This is a genomic window from Streptomyces sp. AMJ-169 (assembly GCF_055597585.1).
This window is the reverse complement of record NZ_JBVLTJ010000001.1, coordinates 636,200-653,701: the sequence shown is the minus strand read 5'-3', so window position 1 is coordinate 653,701 and position 17,502 is coordinate 636,200. Positions and strand designations below refer to the sequence as shown.

13 protein-coding genes are annotated in these 17,502 nt (G+C 70.2%); 8 read left to right on the top strand and 5 right to left on the bottom strand.

The genetic code is table 11. The features are described 5' to 3' along the window. Positions 1-97 precede the first annotated feature (97 nt). From ccrA to pssA, 7 genes are all read left to right on the top strand, one after another. On the top strand, positions 98-1,435 hold the full coding sequence (gene ccrA / locus ACYUD3_RS02770; RefSeq protein ID WP_470963926.1) for a crotonyl-CoA carboxylase/reductase: 1,338 nt from the start codon (positions 98-100) through the stop codon (positions 1,433-1,435). Between the two features lie 17 nt (positions 1,436-1,452). Continuing rightward, entirely contained in the window at positions 1,453-3,525 is a 2,073-nt protein-coding gene (locus ACYUD3_RS02765; protein WP_470962848.1) for a protein meaA, read from the top strand. Then, positions 3,522-4,535: an HpcH/HpaI aldolase/citrate lyase family protein gene (locus ACYUD3_RS02760; RefSeq protein ID WP_470962845.1), complete on the top strand. Its 1,014-nt coding sequence runs from the start codon at positions 3,522-3,524 to the stop codon at positions 4,533-4,535. Before ACYUD3_RS02765 ends, ACYUD3_RS02760 begins: the two co-directional genes overlap by 4 nt. Before the next feature lie 5 nt (positions 4,536-4,540). Further along, on the top strand, positions 4,541-5,047 hold the full coding sequence (locus ACYUD3_RS02755) for a MaoC family dehydratase (protein WP_470962842.1): 507 nt from the start codon (positions 4,541-4,543) through the stop codon (positions 5,045-5,047). Positions 5,048-5,052: 5 nt separating this feature from the next. Continuing rightward, the gene (locus ACYUD3_RS02750; RefSeq protein WP_470962839.1) at positions 5,053-6,258 is read left to right on the top strand and encodes an acyl-CoA dehydrogenase family protein; all 1,206 of its coding nucleotides are present in this window, start codon (positions 5,053-5,055) and stop codon (positions 6,256-6,258) included. 171 nt (positions 6,259-6,429) lie between these two features. Next, a complete protein-coding gene (locus tag ACYUD3_RS02745; RefSeq protein ID WP_470962837.1) occupies positions 6,430-7,086 on the top strand; it encodes a phosphatidylserine decarboxylase in 657 nt (218 codons plus the stop codon). Beyond that, positions 7,073-7,927 carry a CDP-diacylglycerol--serine O-phosphatidyltransferase gene (gene pssA / locus ACYUD3_RS02740; RefSeq protein WP_470962834.1) on the top strand — a complete coding sequence of 285 codons (855 nt, stop codon included), beginning with the start codon at positions 7,073-7,075 and terminating at the stop codon, positions 7,925-7,927. The genes ACYUD3_RS02745 and pssA overlap by 14 nt, the downstream gene beginning before the upstream one ends. Before the next feature lie 160 nt (positions 7,928-8,087). On the opposite strand, the gene ACYUD3_RS02735 is transcribed toward pssA, so the two are convergent. Continuing rightward, positions 8,088-9,206, bottom strand: a complete 1,119-nt coding sequence (locus ACYUD3_RS02735) for a glycerate kinase (protein WP_470963923.1) — start codon at positions 9,204-9,206, stop codon at positions 8,088-8,090. Between the two features lie 224 nt (positions 9,207-9,430). Here ACYUD3_RS02735 and ACYUD3_RS02730 point away from each other — a divergent pair, with 224 nt between their 5' ends. After that, entirely contained in the window at positions 9,431-9,922 is a 492-nt protein-coding gene (locus ACYUD3_RS02730) for an NUDIX domain-containing protein (RefSeq protein ID WP_470962831.1), read from the top strand. Between the two features lie 94 nt (positions 9,923-10,016). Here ACYUD3_RS02730 and ACYUD3_RS02725 read toward each other — a convergent pair whose 3' ends face one another. The 4 genes from ACYUD3_RS02725 to ACYUD3_RS02710 all read right to left on the bottom strand — a co-directional run bounded on the left by ACYUD3_RS02725 (position 10,017) and on the right by ACYUD3_RS02710 (position 17,502). Then, positions 10,017-10,505, bottom strand: a complete 489-nt coding sequence (locus tag ACYUD3_RS02725; protein WP_470962828.1) for a methylated-DNA--[protein]-cysteine S-methyltransferase — start codon at positions 10,503-10,505, stop codon at positions 10,017-10,019. 26 nt (positions 10,506-10,531) lie between these two features. Beyond that, on the bottom strand, positions 10,532-11,995 hold the full coding sequence (locus ACYUD3_RS02720) for an AlkA N-terminal domain-containing protein (RefSeq protein WP_470963920.1): 1,464 nt from the start codon (positions 11,993-11,995) through the stop codon (positions 10,532-10,534). A gap of 82 nt (positions 11,996-12,077) precedes the next feature. After that, positions 12,078-15,971, bottom strand: coding sequence for a glycoside hydrolase family 2 TIM barrel-domain containing protein (locus ACYUD3_RS02715; RefSeq protein ID WP_470962825.1), 3,894 nt, complete (start codon positions 15,969-15,971; stop codon positions 12,078-12,080). A gap of 208 nt (positions 15,972-16,179) precedes the next feature. Then, entirely contained in the window at positions 16,180-17,502 is a 1,323-nt protein-coding gene (locus ACYUD3_RS02710) for an aminotransferase class I/II-fold pyridoxal phosphate-dependent enzyme (protein ID WP_470962822.1), read from the bottom strand.

The following is a 17,502-nucleotide window of genomic DNA, read 5'->3' as shown; positions in this document are numbered from 1 at the left end:
CCTCCCGCGCCACAAAGCGCCGCCGCACCGCCAAGCCGTAACCCTCACCGCGCCCTTTCCCTCAAGGGCGCACACCGCCGGAGGCAACACCGTGACCGTGAAGGACATCCTGGACGCGATCCAGTCGCCGGACTCGGCGCCGGCCGACTTCGCCGCGCTGCCGCTGCCCGAGTCGTACCGGGCGATCACCGTGCACAAGGACGAGACGGAGATGTTCGCGGGGATGCAGACCCGCGACAAGGACCCGCGCAAGTCGCTGCACCTGGACGAGGTGCCCGTGCCCGAACTCGGCCCCGGAGAAGCCCTGGTGGCCGTCATGGCGTCCTCGGTGAACTACAACTCCGTGTGGACGTCCATCTTCGAGCCGCTGTCGACCTTCGGATTCCTCGAACGGTACGGCAAGGTCAGCGAGTTGACGAAGCGTCACGACCTGCCCTATCACGTCATCGGCTCCGACCTCGCGGGCGTCGTGCTGCGCACCGGGCCCGGCGTCAACGCGTGGAAGCCCGGCGACGAGGTCGTCGCGCACTGCCTGAGCGTCGAGCTGGAGTCCAGCGACGGGCACAACGACACGATGCTCGACCCCGAGCAGCGGATCTGGGGCTTCGAGACGAACTTCGGCGGGCTCGCGGAGATCGCGCTGGTCAAGTCGAACCAACTCATGCCCAAGCCCGCCCACTTGAGCTGGGAGGAGGCCGCCTCCCCGGGGCTCGTCAACTCGACGGCGTACCGGCAGCTGGTCTCGCGCAACGGCGCCGGGATGAAGCAGGGCGACAACGTCCTCATCTGGGGCGCCAGCGGCGGACTCGGGTCGTACGCCACGCAGTTCGCGCTCGCGGGCGGCGCGACGCCGATCTGTGTCGTCTCCAGCCCCCGGAAGGCGGAGATCTGCCGGCGGATGGGCGCGGAGGCGATCATCGACCGGACCGCCGAGGACTACAAGTTCTGGCGGGACGAGCACACCCAGGACCCGCGCGAGTGGAAGCGGTTCGGCAAGCGCATCCGGGAGCTGACGGGCGGCGAGGACGTCGACATCGTCTTCGAGCACCCGGGCCGCGAGACGTTCGGCGCGAGCGTGTACGTCACCCGCAAGGGCGGCACGATCGTCACCTGCGCCTCGACCTCCGGCTACCGCCACGAGTACGACAACCGCTACCTGTGGATGTCCCTGAAGCGCATCATCGGCTCCCACTTCGCCAACTACCGCGAGGCCTGGGAGGCCAACCGCCTGGTCGCGAAGGGCAAGATCCACCCGACGCTGTCGAAGGTGTACGCCCTGGAGGAGACCGGCCAGGCCGCGTACGACGTCCACCGCAACCTCCACCAGGGCAAGGTCGGCGTCCTGTGCCTGGCGCCCGGGGAAGGCCTCGGTGTGCGCGACCAGGCCAAGCGCGATCAACACATTGACGCCATCAACCGTTTCCGCAACGTCTGAGACACCGGGATCAACAGATGACTGAGCGTCAGACCACTGACGGCGAGCGGAAGAAGGACCGGCCGTGGCTCATGCGCACGTACGCCGGCCACTCCACCGCCGAGGCGTCCAACGAGCTGTACCGGCGCAATCTCGCCAAGGGGCAGACGGGCCTGTCGGTCGCCTTCGACCTGCCGACCCAGACCGGTTACGACCCCGACCACGTCCTCGCGCGCGGCGAGGTCGGCCGGGTCGGGGTGCCGGTCGCCCATCTGGGTGATATGCGGCGGCTGTTCCAGGACATCCCGCTGGAGCAGATGAACACCTCGATGACGATCAACGCGACCGCCATGTGGCTGCTGGCGCTCTACCAGGTCGTCGCCGAGGAGCAGGGCGCGGACGTCGCCCTGCTCCAGGGGACGACGCAGAACGACATCGTCAAGGAGTACCTCTCGCGCGGGACGCACGTGTTCCCGCCGGGGCCGTCGCTGCGGCTGACGACGGACATGATCTGTTACACGGTCAACCACATCCCCAAGTGGAACCCGATCAACATATGCAGCTATCACCTCCAGGAGGCGGGGGCGACGCCGGTCCAGGAGATCGCCTACGCGATGTCCACGGCGATCGCCGTCCTGGACGCCGTGCGTGACTCGGGCCAGGTACCCGTCGAGCGGTTCGGCCAGGTCGTCGGCCGGATCTCGTTCTTCGTCAACGCGGGTGTCCGGTTCATCGAGGAGATGTGCAAGATGCGGGCGTTCTCCCGCATCTGGGACCAGGTCACCCGGGAGCGCTACGGCATCGAGGACGCCAAGCAGCGCCGGTTCCGCTACGGCGTCCAGGTCAACTCGCTGGGGCTGACGGAGGCGCAGCCGGAGAACAACGTCCAGCGGATCGTGCTGGAGATGCTCGCGGTGACCCTCTCGAAGGACGCCCGCGCGCGGGCCGTGCAGCTGCCGGCGTGGAACGAGGCGCTGGGGCTGCCGCGCCCCTGGGACCAGCAGTGGTCGCTGCGCATCCAGCAGGTCCTGGCGCACGAGAGCGACCTGCTGGAGTACGAGGACGTCTTCGCGGGCTCGCACGTGATCGAGGCGAAGGTCGGCGAGCTGGTCGCGGACTCGCTCGCGGAGATGGCGCGGATCGAGGAGATGGGCGGCGCGATGGCCGCCGTGGAGTCCGGGTACCTGAAGTCGCAGCTGGTGTCGTCGCACGCGGAACGCCGGGCTCGTATTGAGTCCGGTCAAGAGAAGATCGTGGGCGTCAATATATTCAATACGACCGAGCCCAATCCCTTGACGTCCGACCTCGATCAAGCGATCCAGACAGTTGATCCAGCTGTCGAGGAACGCGTCGTGTCGGCCATCGACACATGGCGTACGACGCGTCAGGAGTCCTCCGACCGCCAGGGCATGGGCGACCCGTTCCACTACCCGACCGTCCGCCAGGCCCTCGACCGGCTCAAGGAGGCCGCCCAGGGCACGGAGAACCTCATGGAGGCCACCTTGGAGTGCGCCCGCTCCGGAGTGACGACCGGCGAGTGGGCGGGCGCCCTGCGCGAGGTGTTCGGCGAGTTCCGGGCGCCCACAGGCGTCTCGTCGGCGCCCGTCGCGGTCCCGGCCGAGGCGGGTTCGGCCATGGCCGGCGTACGGGAGCGGGTCGACCGCACGGCGAAGGAGATGGGCGTCGGCAAGCTGCGGTTCCTGGTCGGCAAGCCGGGGCTGGACGGGCACTCCAACGGGGCCGAGCAGATCGCCGTACGCGCGCGGGACGCCGGCTTCGAGGTGGTGTACCAGGGGATCCGGCTGACGCCCGAGCAGATCGTGGACGCGGCGCTCGCCGAGGACGTGCACGCGGTCGGGCTGTCGATCCTGTCCGGGTCGCACGCCCAGCTGGTGCCCGATGTCCTGGAACGGCTGCGTGTGGCCGGTGCCACAGACATCCCCGTGATCGCCGGTGGCATCATCCCGAATGGTGACGCCGAGCAGCTCAGGGCCGCCGGAGTGGCCGCCGTCTTCACCCCGAAGGACTTCGACATCACCGGCATCATCGGCCGCATCGTCGACGAGATCCGCACCGCGAACAAGCTCGACCCCCTGGAGGTCCCCGCATGACCGCCCGCCCGTCTCCCACCACCACCCTTTCAACGAGCGGCTCCGCCGCACACCCCCTTAATCGCCTTCGCCCCCGGCGCTCTTGTCTGGCCGTCCCCGGAAGCAACCCCCGCTTTCTGGAGAAGGCCCAAGGGCTCCCCGCGGACCAGGTCTTCCTGGACCTGGAGGACGCGTGCGCGCCGCTCGCGAAGCCGGAGGCGCGGCACACCATCGTCAAGTTCCTCAACGAGGGTGACTGGACGGGCAAGACGAGGGTCGTGCGCGTCAACGACTGGACGACCGAGTGGACGTACCGGGATGTCGTCACGGTCGTCGAGGGCGCGGGCCAGAACCTTGACTGCATCATGCTGCCCAAGGTGCAGAACGCCCAGCAGGTCGTCGCCCTGGACCTCCTGTTGACGCAGATCGAGAAGACCATGGGCTTCGAGGTCGGCCGCATCGGTATTGAGGCGCAGATCGAGAATGCCCAGGGACTCAATAATGTCAATGAGATCGCTCAAGCCAGTCAACGTATTGAGACGATCATCTTCGGTCCGGCCGACTTCATGGCGTCGATCAACATGAAGACGCTCGTCGTCGGCGAACAGCCCCCCGGCTACCCGGCCGACGCCTACCACTACATCCTGATGAAGATCTTGATGGCGGCCCGCGCCAACGACCTCCAGGCGATCGACGGCCCCTACCTCCAGATCCGCGACGTCGACGGCTTCCGCGAGGTCGCCGGCCGCGCCGCCGCCCTCGGCTTCGACGGCAAGTGGGTCCTGCACCCCGGCCAGGTCGACGCCGCCAACGAGGTCTTCTCCCCCTCCCAGGAGGACTTCGACCACGCCGAGCTGATCCTGGACGCGTACGACTACTGCACATCCGAGGCCGGCGGCAAGAAGGGCTCGGCGATGCTCGGCGACGAGATGATCGACGAGGCGAGCCGCAAGATGGCGCTGGTCATCTCCGGCAAGGGCCGCGCGGCCGGCCTGACCCGCACCTCCACGTTCGAGATCCCGGAGGCTTGAGACCCATGCGATTCGGGCGCACCTACGAGGAGTTCGAGATCGGCGCGGTGTACAAGCACTGGCCCGGCAAGACGGTCACCGAGTACGACGACCACCTCTTCTGCCTCCTCACCATGAACCACCACCCGCTCCACATGGACGCCCACTACGCCGAGCGGACGACCGACTTCGGCAAGAACGTGGTGGTCGGCAACTACATCTACTCCCTGCTGCTCGGCATGTCCGTCCCGGACGTCTCCGGCAAGGCGATCGCCAACCTGGAGATCGAGTCGCTGCGGCACGTCGCGCCGACGTTCCACGGGGACACCCTCTACGGCGAGACGACCGTCCTGGACAAGCGCCCGTCGAAGTCCAAGGACGACCGGGGCATCGTCCACGTCGAGACCAAGGGCTACAAGCAGGACGGCACCCTGGTGTGCGTGTTCCGCCGCAAGGTCATGGTGCCGACGGCCACCTACATCAAGGAGCGCGGCGGCGAGCAGCCCGGCCGCCCGGAACTTCAGGAGGGCTGAAGCACATGGCACGCCTCGCGCAGACGGCCGGCCTCACGGACGTACAGCAGGAGATCCTCTCCACCGTCCGTGACTTCGTCGACAAAGAGATCATCCCCGTCGCGACCGAGCTGGAGCACCGCGACGAATACCCCCAGCAGATCGTCGACGGCCTCAAGGAACTGGGCCTCTTCGGTCTGATGATCCCCGAGGAGTACGGCGGTCTGGGCGAGTCGCTGCTGACGTACGCCCTGTGCGTGGAGGAGATCGCCCGGGGCTGGATGTCGGTCTCCGGGATCATCAACACGCATTTCATCGTCGCGTACATGCTCAAGCAGCACGGCACTCCGGAGCAGAAGGAGCACTTCCTGCCCAGGATGGCCGCAGGGGACGTACGCGGGGCCTTCTCGATGTCGGAGCCGGGGCTCGGCTCGGACGTCTCGGCGATCACCTCCAAGGCCGTCAGGGAGGGCGACGAGTACGTCCTCACGGGGCAGAAGATGTGGCTCACCAACGGCGGGACGTCGTCCCTGGTCGCCGTCCTCGTGCGCAGCGACGAGGGACACCCTGAGGGGACCGCGCCGCACAAGTCGATGACGACCTTCCTCATCGAGAAGGAACCCGGGTTCGGCCAGGTCCGCCAAGGGCTCACGATCCCCGGGAAGATCGACAAGATGGGGTACAAGGGCGTCGACACCACCGAGATGCTCATGGACGGGCTGCGGCTGCCCGCGGACCGTGTCCTCGGGGGCGTCACCGGCCGAGGTTTTTACCAAATGATGGACGGCGTGGAGGTCGGCCGCGTCAACGTGGCGGCGCGCGGCTGCGGTGTCGCCCAGCGCGCCTTCGAGCTCGGCATCGGGTACGCCCAGCAGCGCCAGACCTTCGGCAAGCCGATCGCGCAGCACCAGGCGATCCAGTTCAAGCTCGCGGAGATGGCTACCAAGGTCGAGGCCGCCCATGCGATGATGGTCAATGCGGCACGCAAAAAGGACTCGGGCGAGCGAAACGACCTTGAGGCCGGAATGGCGAAGTACCTCGCCTCCGAATACTGCAAGGAAGTGGTCGAGGACGCCTTCCGGATCCACGGCGGTTACGGCTTCTCCAAGGAGTACGAGATCGAGCGTCTGTACCGCGAGGCGCCGATGCTCCTGATCGGTGAAGGCACCGCCGAGATCCAGAAAATGATCATCGGGCGCAGGTTGCTCGAAGAGTATCGGTTCCACGGCTAGATGTCCCGATTGGGGGTGTTTTCTTCGAGAAGAAGGTCACACCCTGTCCATCGCTCTCGGCCCCCGACTCGTCTTCCTGGCTTACCCAGTTGTGGTCGTGAACCGCTACGATCGCCGGAAAGCCGCCGTCCCCCGATCAGAGCGCGGCATCATCCGCTACGAAGGTCATCCATGCCCCACAGCCAAACCTCTGCACCTCGCGACAGCCTCGCCGGCGTACGCCTTGCGCGCGGAGCATCGCCGTGGCTACTCCCGACCGTCGCCACCGCAGCCGTCAGCCTTCTGCGCGCCCGCCGCTCGGGCGCCGCGAAGGCCGTCGCCGTGCCCGCCACCGCGCTCGCGGCGGGCATGCTGTGGTTCTTCCGCGACCCCGAGCGCGAGATCGCCTCGGGCCGGGTCATCTCCCCCGCCGACGGTGTGGTGCAGAGCATCATGCCGTGGAAGGACGGACGCACCCGGGTCGCGATCTTCATGAGCCCGCTCAACGTCCACGTCAACCGCGCGCCCCTCGCCGGCCAGGTGACGTCGGTGGAGCACGTCCCCGGCGGCTTCGTCCCGGCGTTCAACAAGGAGAGCGAGAACAACGAGCGCGTCGTCTGGCACTTCGACACCGAGCTCGGCGACATCGAGATGATCCAGATCGCCGGTACCGTCGCCCGCCGCATCGTCCCCTACGTCCCCGAGGGCACGAAGGTCGAGCAGGGCGAGCGCATCGGCCTCATCCGGTTCGGCTCGCGCGTCGACGTCTACCTGCCCGAGGGGCTGGAGGTCGCCGTCGAGGTCGGGCAGAAGACCGTGGCGGGGGTGACTCGTCTTGACCGTGATTGACCCTGAGACACAGACCGGCTGGGTGCCGGAGGCCGATGAGGCGGACGAAGAGGAGGAGATGCCCCTCTCGCTCCGGCTGTCGATAGCGGACGCCCTCACGCTCGGCAACGCGACCTGCGGCTTCATGGCGGTGTACTTCACCACCACCGGCATCCTGATCCCGCACCTCACGGGCAGCCAGGAGAGCGGGATGGCCCGCAGCAGCGCGGCCACCGCCGTCATCCTGATGCTGTGCGCGGCCGTCTTCGACCTGTTCGACGGCCTCGTCGCGCGCAAGCTGCGCTCGTCCCCGATGGGCGCGGAGCTGGACAACCTCTCCGACCTGATCAGCTTCGGCCTGGCCCCGGCGTACTTCGTCCTGGTGTACGGCATGGTCGCCAGCGACGCGCATCAGCGGGTGGCCGCGGTCGGCGCGGTCGTGGTGCTGCTCGCCGTGGTGCTCAGACTCGCGCGCTTCTCGTGCGTGACGCCCGCGAACGGGATGTTCCAGGGCATGCCGTCGCCGTTCGGCGCGCTGACGGTCGTGGCGATCGTGCTGCTGGAGCTGCCGTTCGTGGCGACGGTTCTGGCGATCATCGGCACCGCCTGGCTGATGGTGAGCCGCGTCGAGTACCCCAAGCCGCGCGGTCCGCTCGCGGGCGCGATGCTGTCGTGGATCGTCCTGGCCATGGGCCTTCTGGCGGCCTGGGCCTTCGGCGCCCCCGGCGGCCAGCTGCTGCTCCAGACCGGCTGCGCGTTGCAGCTCGTCATGGGCGCGGTCATCCCGCTGTTCGCCACGGCCCGCCGGGTGAACAACTTCCGCGGCAACCGCCGCGAGGCACGGACGGCCCAGCTGCCGTAGCCCTTCGGTACGACGAAAGCGCCCCGGACATTGATCCGGGGCGCTTTCGTATGTACGGGGCCATCAATGTGTACGGGGGCCTCAATGTGCACAAGCTGATCAATACGGTCAACGTGTACGAGACCGTCAATATGTACGAGCCCGTCAACGAACCCGGCGTTCAGATCAACCTGTCCCTGGCGATCCGCTCCGCCACCCTCTCCAGGATCGGCCCCGCCTCCGCGATGCACAGCGAGACATCCGGCTCGACCTCGGTCAACGGGTACGCCCGCGAGATCCCGGCGCCCGCGAGAGCCTCCGGGGACAGCGCGAGCCGCCCGCAGACGGCGACGACGTCCTTCCCGGCGGCGCGCGCGGCGGCGGCGACCCCCGCCGGAGCCTTGCCGTGCAGCGTCTGCGCGTCCAGGGACCCCTCCCCGGTGATGACCAGATCCGCCCGCTCCAGCGCCGGTGCGAAGCCGAGGACGTCCAGCATGATCTCGATCCCGGAGCGGAACCGAGCGCCCAGCAGCAGCGCGCCGTACCCGATGCCGCCGGCCGCGCCCGCGCCGGGCGCCGAGGCGAGTTCGGCGGCACTCGGGCCGACGGCCTCCTCCAGGACGGCCACGAACCGGGTGAGCGCCGCGTCGAGGAGTTCGACGTCGTCCGGGGAGGCTCCCTTCTGCGGGCCGTAGACCGCGGGCGCGCCCTTGGGGCCGGTGAGCGGGTTGTCGACGTCGCTCGCGAGGGTGAGCGTCACCGTCTTCAGCCGGGGGTCGAGGCCGCTGAGGTCAGCGCGCGCGAGGTCGGTGAGGCCGCCGCCGCCCGGGGCGACCGGTTCGCCGTCGGCGTCGAGGAACCGCGCGCCGAGCGCGGTCAGCATCCCGGCGCCGCCGTCGGTGGTGGCGCTGCCGCCGACGCCGAAGACGATGCTCCGGGCGCCCGCGTCGAGCGCGGCCCGCAGGAGTTCACCGGCGCCGTAAGTGGAGGCGGTGAGCGGCGCGAACACCCCGGCAGGCAGCCGCTGCAAGCCGCTGGCCTCGGCCATCTCGACGACGGCGGTGTCACCGCGCAGCGCGAACGCCGCGCCCACCTCGTTGCCGAGGGGGCCCGCGACCCGCACCTCGTGCCGTACGAAGCCGGCCTCGACGGCCGCCGCGACCGTGCCGTCGCCGCCGTCGGCCACCGGCAGTGCCTCGACCTCGACGTCCGGTACGACCCTGCGCAGCCCCGCCGTGACCCGCTCGGCGACCTCCACGGCCGTCAGTGAGCCCTTGAACTTGTCCGCCGCCACGAGCACGCGCGTGCCCTTGTCCGAAGCCTCCGCCACCTGTTCCCATCCCCTTGCTGCCGACCGGTCGGGCCGCAGTGACCTTAACCGGCGGACGCCGCCGCCGTCATGCCCCGCCCGAAGGCTGAGCGGCGGCTGTGCGCGGGCGCCGGACCCGGCGAACCAACTCACGGCCGCTGCATGCCAGTTCGGCGCACCCGACGTCTTCCGGCCCGCCTGGTTACGCTTCAGCCATGAGCACTCCTGACTACGCCGAGTACATCGCCTCCCTCCCCCGCGTCCTCGCCGGCGCCGCCGCCCTCCTGCGCGACGCCGAGGGGCGGGTGCTGCTCGTGGAGCCCAACTACCGTGAGGGGTGGGCGCTTCCGGGCGGCACGGTCGAGTCGGACACCGGGGAGTCGCCCCGCGCGGGCGCGCGCCGGGAGACCCTGGAGGAGATCGGCCTGGACCGCGAACTGGGCCGGCTGCTCGCGGTCGACTGGGTCCGCGGCCCGGCCCGCCCGCCGATCGCGGCCTACCTGTACGACGGCGGCGTCCTCACCGAGGAGGACCTGAAGTCGATCCGCCTCCAGGAGGAGGAGCTGCTGTCCTGGCGCCTGGTCCCCCGCGAGGAGCTGACCGCGCTGCTGCCGGGTTCGCTGGGGCTGCGGGTACTGGCGGGGCTGGACTCGCTGGCGGCGGGGGCGGGAGTGGCGGAGCTGGAGGACGGGGTGCGGGTGGGGTGAGCGCGCCCCATGGCTGAGCGGCCTCCTATAGGTGAGCGGCTCCCTATAGGTGAGCGCTTCCCTATGGGCGACCGCCCCTCCGGAACACGCCCCCCTAGAACAACCCCTCCCCCACCCCCCGCTCGAAGTCCAGCAACCGCCTCTTCCGCCCCAGCCCGCCGCCGTACCCGGTGAGATCCCCGGACGCCCCGACGACCCGATGGCAGGGGACGATGATGCTGATCGGGTTCTTGCCGTTGGCGAGGCCCACCGCGCGGGAGGCGTTGGGGTTGCCGAGGAGCCCGGCGAGTTCGCCGTAGCCGCGGGTCTCGCCGTAGGGGATCGCGCACAGCTGTTCCCAGACGGACCGCTGGAAGTCCGTTCCGTGCAGCCGGAGTTGGAGGGTGAACTCCTTCAACTCGCCGTCGAAGTAGGCCTCCAGCTGTTCCTCGGCCGCCCCGAAGGCGTCGTCGGCGCGCGGGCCGAAGCTCTCCTCGGGCGGGCGGTGGCGCTGGTCGGTCATGTAGAGGCCGCACAGGACCCCGTCGTCGGCGACGAGGGTGAGCGGCCCGTAGGGGCTTTCCATGACTTTGTGCTGCTTCATGAGAGGTGTCCTAGCAGATAACGGGCTCATGCGGGCAGGGAGTTGATGGGATGGTCGTCGGTCGCCCACAGGTACTGGACGGCGTACGCCCGCCAGGGCCGCCAGGCCGCCGCGCGGGCCGTGAGCGCCGCCGGGGTGGCGGGCAGCCCCAACTCCTGTGCGGCGCGCCGGATTCCGAGGTCGGTGGGGAGGAAGGCGTCGGGGTCGCCGAGGGCGCGCATGGCGATGACGTCGACGGTCCAGGGGCCGAACCCGGGCAGCTCCAGCAGGGCGGCGCGGGTGCGGTCCCAGTCGCTGTCGGGGCCCAAGTGGAGTGCTCCGGAGGCGAGTTGGGAGACGAGGGTGGTGAAGGTGGTGCGGCGGGTGCGGGGCATCGCGAGGGTCTCGGGGTCGAGGTCCGCGAGCGCCTCGGGGGTCGGGAAGAGGTGGGTGAGGCCGCCTTCGGGGTCGGCCACCGGGTCGCCGTGGGCGGTGACGAGGCGGGCGGCGTGGGTGCGGGCGGCGGCCGTGGAGACCTGCTGGCCGAGGACGGCGCGGATCGCGAACTCGGCCTCGTCGACCGTACGCGGCACCCGCCGCCCGGGTGATTTGTCTACCAGCGGGGCGAGTTGGGGGTCGGTGCGCAGCCGTTCGTCGACGGCGACCGGGTCGGCGTCGAGGTCGAGCATGCGGCGGCAGCGGCTGGTGGCGACGGTCAGGTCGCGCAGGTCGCTGAGGGCGAGGCGGCAGGCGATGTGGTCGGGGTGCGGGGTGAGCGCGACGACGCCATGGCCGTACGGGAGCCGCAGGGTGCGGCGGAACGCGCCGGCGCGCCATTCCTCGACGCCGGGTACGGCGGTGGCGGCGAGGTGGCCGAACAGGTTGTCCGGGGTGAGCGGGGCGCGGAAGGGCAGCCGGAGTTGGAGGGTGCCCGGGGTCGTCGTCGACTGCGGGGCGCGGGTGCGCAGTTCGGTCGGGGAGAGGGCGAAGACCTCACGGACGGTCTCGTTGAAGGCGCGGACCGAGGCGAACCCGGCGGCGAACGCGACGTCCGCCATGGGGAGTTGACTGGTCTCGATGAGGAGCCGGGCCGTCTCGGCGCGCTGGGCGCGGGCCAACGCCAGGGGTCCGGCGCCGAGTTCGGCGCGGAGTTGGCGTTCGACCTGGCGGGCGCTGTAGCCGAGGCGGGCGGCGAGGCCGGGGACGCCCTCGCGGTCGACGACGCCGTCCGCGATCAGCCGCATCGCGCGGGCGACCGTGTCGGCGCGCTGGTTCCACTCCGGCGAACCCGGGCTCGTGTCGGGCCGGCAGCGTTTGCAGGCCCGGAACCCGGCCTGCTGGCAGGCCGCCGCGCTCGGGTAGAAGGTCATGTTCTGGGGCTTCGGCGGGACGACGGGGCAGCTGGGCCGGCAGTAGATGCCGGTGGTCGTGACCGCCGTGAAGAACCAGCCGTCGAACCTCTCGTCCTTGGACCGGACCGCGCGTACGCAGCGCTCCCGGTCGGTGTGCATCCCGTTGTGCATGACTCCAGGATGCCCACCGCCCGGGGTTTCGGCTGGCGGAAATCCGACATGGACCTCGCGCGGCCTGCGGCTAGGCAGTGGCAGTCGGCCGCCGGGACAGGGCCGTCGCCTCCGCGACGGACGTCAGGGGCCGCAGCCGGTAGGTGTACGCGTAGTCACGGTCAGCGAACAGCTTGTACTCGTCGTGGGTGTGCGCGCCCCAGCTGTTGTCGCCGCCGACGCCCATCTGCCGGTACGCGACCCGCAGCACGACCTCGGCGCGCGGCGTGAGCTGATAATCGTGCCGCACGCCCGCCGACAGGTCCTCCGGCGTGTGGTGCGAGGCGTTGATCTCCACCAGCGGCTCCCCCGTCACCAGCAGCCCGCGCCCGCGCCCGTCGGTGAGCGCCGCCCACCGCACGTCGGTCTTGTTCCCGTTCTCCTGCGGCCGGATGTACGGCGTCCACTGCCCGCTCACACTCCCGCCCCAACGCCCCACGTCCGTACCGCTGTTGCGGTCCCAGTGATTCTCCTCGGGCCCCCGCCCGTAGTAGTGCAGCTGCTCCAGCCGCGCGGGCAGCACCAGCAGACTCCCCACCTCCGGGAGGTACGGCAGCCCCGCCCCCGGCCGCAGCGTATGATCGACCTTGACCTCGGCGTTCCCGAACACCGTATAGACGGTCGTGTACGACGACTGCGTGGCCGTCGGCAGGGTCCCGGCGACCTTGATCTCGACGGCCCGCCCGCCCAGCGCGCGCACGGTGACGCCGGTGACCTTGCGCCGGGTGCCCGCGTCCCGCCAGGTCTGGTTGCGGACGTGCTGCCCGTTGCCCTTGTCGTTGTCGGTGGGCGCCCGCCAGAAGTTGGGGGCGGGCCCGGAGACGAGGAGGGGCGCGCCGTCGACGACGTACGAGGTGATGACGCCGGTCTGCTTGTCGACGACGACCGTGAAGTTGCCGCCCTCGACCGTGACGGACCTCGCGGACTCGGTGTGGGTGAGGGCCGGAACTTCCTTCAGGGGAACCGGTGTTACCGCCGGGCTGCCTGCGGCCAGGGGGAGTTGGGCGCGGGCGACCTCGTGGCCGGCGTCGGCCCAGAGCGTGGACTCCTTGAGGGTGAAGGCGAGTTGGAGGAAGTACTCGGCTCCGGGGGCCGGCCTGGCGGGGAGTTTCAGCGGGATCGTGATCGCCTTGCTGGTCAGCGGCGCCACGTCGAGCTGGGCGCGGCCGAGCTTGCCCTTCTGGACGGGTTCGCCGTCGGCGACGAGGGTCCAACTCCCGTCGAAGTCACGGAGGTTGGTGAAGAGGTGTTCGTTGACGAGGGTGACCGCGTCCGGCGTGCTGCCCGCCGTGACGCCGATCTGCTGGTAGACGCGTTTGACCTCGGCGGCTTTGCCGGTGTGGCCCCGGTCGGCGGTGATGACGCCGTCGGCGACGAAGCTGCCGTCGTTGGGGAGGTCGCCCCAGTCGCCGCCGTACGCGAAGTACGTCTTCTGCGCGGGCCTCTTCTCGGTGCGGCTCACCGTGGCCGCGTCGAACCAGAGGCGAACTCCCTTGTCCGCCGGGCCTCTTGCGGTGGAGGCGAGTTCGGCGGCGCCCAGGGCGCGGGCGTAGACGCGGGCGCGGCGGACCGTGCCGCTGAACTCGCGGGTGTGGTTGTCGGTGTCGTTGGCGAGGGCGAGGGGCGCGGTGTTGCTCGTGGGGTGGCGGGTGGTGGTGCGGGTGGCGCGGACCGTGCCGTCGACGTACAGGGTGAGGGTGCCCGCGTCGGCGTCGAAGACGCCTGCCACGTGGTGTTCGCGGCCGGTCCAGTCGGCGGGCAACTGCCAGCTGGCGCGGGCCCATTGACCGTCGCCGTGGATGAAGAACTCCAGGTTCTGGTCGGTCTGTTCGAGCGCGTACTGGGTGTCGCCCTTGGCGATGATCGGCTGGTGGTAGCCGGTCGTCCTCGGGGTGATCCAGGCTTCGAGGGTGAGGGAGCCGGTGAGATCGAGGCCGGGGTGGCGGGGGAAGACGGTGGCGCCGGAGACGCCCTTGGCTCGGGTGAACTCCCCTGCGGACGACATGAGTTCGCCGCGCAGCCGCAACGGCCCCTCTTCGGTGAGGAGTTGGCGGACCGGGGTGGGTTCGGTGAGGGTCTGGTCGACGAAGTCCCAGATCCAGCCGCCCTGGAGGACGTCGTGGCGGCGCACCAGGTCCCAGTACTTCGTGAAGTTGCCGTTCGAGTTGCCCATGGCATGGCAGTACTCGATCATCACGTACGGCCGGGTGTCGGCGGTGTCCTTGGCGCGGGCCTCGACGCGGGCGGGCGTCTCGTACATCCGGGAGCGGATGTCGCTGATGCCGGGGCGGTCGTCGCCCTCGTACTGGACGACGCGGGTGGTGTCGTACGACTTGATCCAGTCGTGCATGTTCACGAACGTCTTTCCGCCGCCCGCCTCGTTGCCGAGGGACCAGATGACCACCGAGGCGTGGTTCTTGTCGCGGTGGACCATGTTCTGGGCGCGGGCGACGCAGGCGGCGCTCCAGTCGGGGTGGTCGCCTGGGTACTGGCCGCGAATGCCGTGGGTTTCGAGGTTGGTCTCGTCGACGAGGTAGAGGCCGTATTCGTCGGCGAGTTCGTACCACTGCGGGTTGTTGGGGTAGTGGGAGGTGCGGACCGAGTTCATGTTGAGCTGTTTGATGATCCGCAGGTCCTTGACGAGGTCCGCGCGGGTGAGGGCGGTGCCGCGGTCGGGGTGTGTCTCGTGGCGGTTGGTGCCGCGCAGGGAGACCGGTCTGCCGTTGATGCGCATCAGCCCGTCTTTCAGGGCGAATTCGCGCAGGCCGACGCGGTGGGAGAGGGTTTCGACGATCTCCCCGGCCGGGTCGCGGAGTTGGAGGACGGCCGTGTAGAGGTAGGGGTCCTCGGCGGACCACAGGCGCGGGGCGGGGACGGCTCTCGCGGCGGTGACGGTGACGTCGGCGCCCGGCGCCGTCACGTCGGCGCGCAGGCTGAGGGGGCGCGGCCAGACGGGGTGGCCCTGGGCGTCGTACAGCATCGCGTCGACGGTGTGGGTGCCCCGGGTGGTGTCGTAGGCGCGGACGCTCGCCGTGACCGACAGGGACGCCTTTGTGTAGCCCTCCGCCAACGGGGTTTCCAGCTTGAAGTCACGCAGCCGGACGGGTGGTGTCGAGTAGAGGTGGACCGAGCGGAAGATGCCGCTGAGGCGGATCATGTCCTGGTCCTCCAGCCAGTCGCCGTCGGAGTAGCGGTAGACCTCGACGGCGATCTGGTTGCCGCCCGCTCTCAGGTGCGGGGTGATGTCGTACTCGGCGGGGGTGTACGAGTCCTCGCTGTAGCCCACGAGTCGGCCGTTGATCCACACGTAGTGCGCGGACTTGACGCCCTCGAAGTGCAGGAAGGTGCGGCGGCCGGTCCAGCCGGGCGGGAGGGTGAAGGTGCGGCGGTACTGGCCGACGGGGTTGTAGCGGGTCGGTGCGGCGGGCGGTTGGGGGTTCTCCTCTAGGCCGTTCGGGCCCCAGTAGGGGTACGTGATGTTGACGTAGATGGGGAAGTCGTGGCCGTGCCGCTGCCAGACCGAGGGGACGGGGATCGTCTCCCAGTCCTTGTCGTCGAGGTCGGTGCGGTGGAAGTCGGGGTCGCGGTCGTCGGGGCGGTCGGCGTACGCGAACTTCCAGGTGCCGTCGAGGCTGAGGCGGTACGGGGAGTCGGTGCGGTCGGCGGCGAGGGCCTGCCGGAGGCCGGCGTAAGGCATGAGGGTGGTGTGCGGGGGTTCGGTGCCGACGCGGAAGAGGTCGATGCGGCCGTTCCACTCGGGGGGTGTGGCGCCGGGCGCGGCTCTCGTGCCGGCCGCCGCGGGCGCCGACGCCGGGAGGGCGAGGGCGCCGAGGGCGGCGGCCGAGCCCTCCAGCAGCCGGCGGCGGCTGACGGCGGGCCGCCGCGCCGGGTCCGGGGCGTCCATGGGCAGGTGCGGGTGCGGCATGGGCGTGGCCTTCCTCGGGGCGGACAGTACGGCGGTGCGGGCCGATCTGATGGTCCGTCAATTCCGCTTGTCCCGAGGGTCGTTGGCCGCCGGGACGTGGGCATACTGCTGGTGGACCGGTGGCTCCTGAGCCAGGGTCACCCTAAATCCCGAGTACGGCCGAGGCAATCACCTCGCAAAGTCGCGTGGCCTTTCGCGGGGCCCGGGTTCACGCGCGCGGCGCGGCCGCCGTCTCGCGGGCCTCGCGGATGCACGTGTCGAGGATGCCGACCGCCGCGTCGATGTCGTCCGCGCTGTGCCCCGCCATGACCTGGAGCCGGAAGCGGGCCGCGTCGGAGGCGACGGCGGGCTGCTCGACGAGGTGCGCGATGAGCCCCGCGCGGGCGATCAGCCCGGAGGCGGTGCGGCCGGCCGGGGTGTCGCCGATGAGGACGGGGACGACCGGGCAGACCACGTCGCCCATGACGTCGAGCCCCCGCGCGGTGAGCCCGTCGCGCAGCCGGGCCGCGTTCGCCAGCACCGCCGCCCGGCGCCGGGCCCCTTCGGGCGAGGTGACGACGTCCAGGGCGGCCAGCGCGACCGCCGTCTGGACCGGGGTGATGGCGCTGGAGAACGTCTGCGGGCCGCCGAACATCCGCACGTACGCGAGCGCCGAGGCGGAGCGGGTGGCGAGGAAGCCGCCGGTCGTCGCGAACGTCTTCGAGAACGCGCCGACCACGAAGTCGACTTGCCCGAGGACGCCGTGCAACTCCGGCTGGCCGCCGCCGTGTTCCCCCATGGCGCCGAAGTCGTGCGCGACGTCGACCATCAGCTGGGCCCCGAACTCCCGGCAGATCTTCAGGAGTTCGGCGAGCTGAGGGGTGTCGGAGTCCATCGAGAAGACGCCCTCGGTGACGACCAGCACCGCGTGTTCGGTGTCGGCGGCGCGGATGCCCTTGAGGTGCCGGCGGACCGCGTCGTTGTCGAGATGCCGGAAGAACTCGACCGTGGCGCCGCTGGCTTGGGCTCCCTGGCGCAGCGAGTCGTGCGACAGCTTGTCCAGCAGGATGTGGTCGCCCCGGTGCAGCAGCGCCCGGATCGTCCCGAACCCCGACGCCCATCCCGTCGGGAACAGCATCACGTGCTCGGTGCGCAGCGCCTGGCCTATGCCGGCCTCCAGGGCTCTGCTGAGCGGATTGCCCCCGCCGAGCGCGGGCGATCCGGCCGTCAACGGCCCGTAGTCGCGCAGGGCTTGGTGGGCGGCGTCGAGGATCGCGGGGTGGGCGGTGAGCGAAAGGTAGTCCTGGCCGCCGAAGTTGGGACCACTGGTGACGATCCCCCGGTCCGAGACCGCCGTGGCGCGCGGGGTGAGCGCGGTGTCGTAGCGGCGGAAGTACGGCCACAGTTCGGCCTGTTCGCGGTCGCGCTGCCAGGCGAGGTAGGGGTTGTTCCGGGTCGTCAGATCGGCGCCCTTCGCCGTCCGGAACCGGATGATGTCCTTCGCCCTGGCGTCGGCCAGACGGCCGTTCTCGGCCTCGGTGGTGGTGCTCAT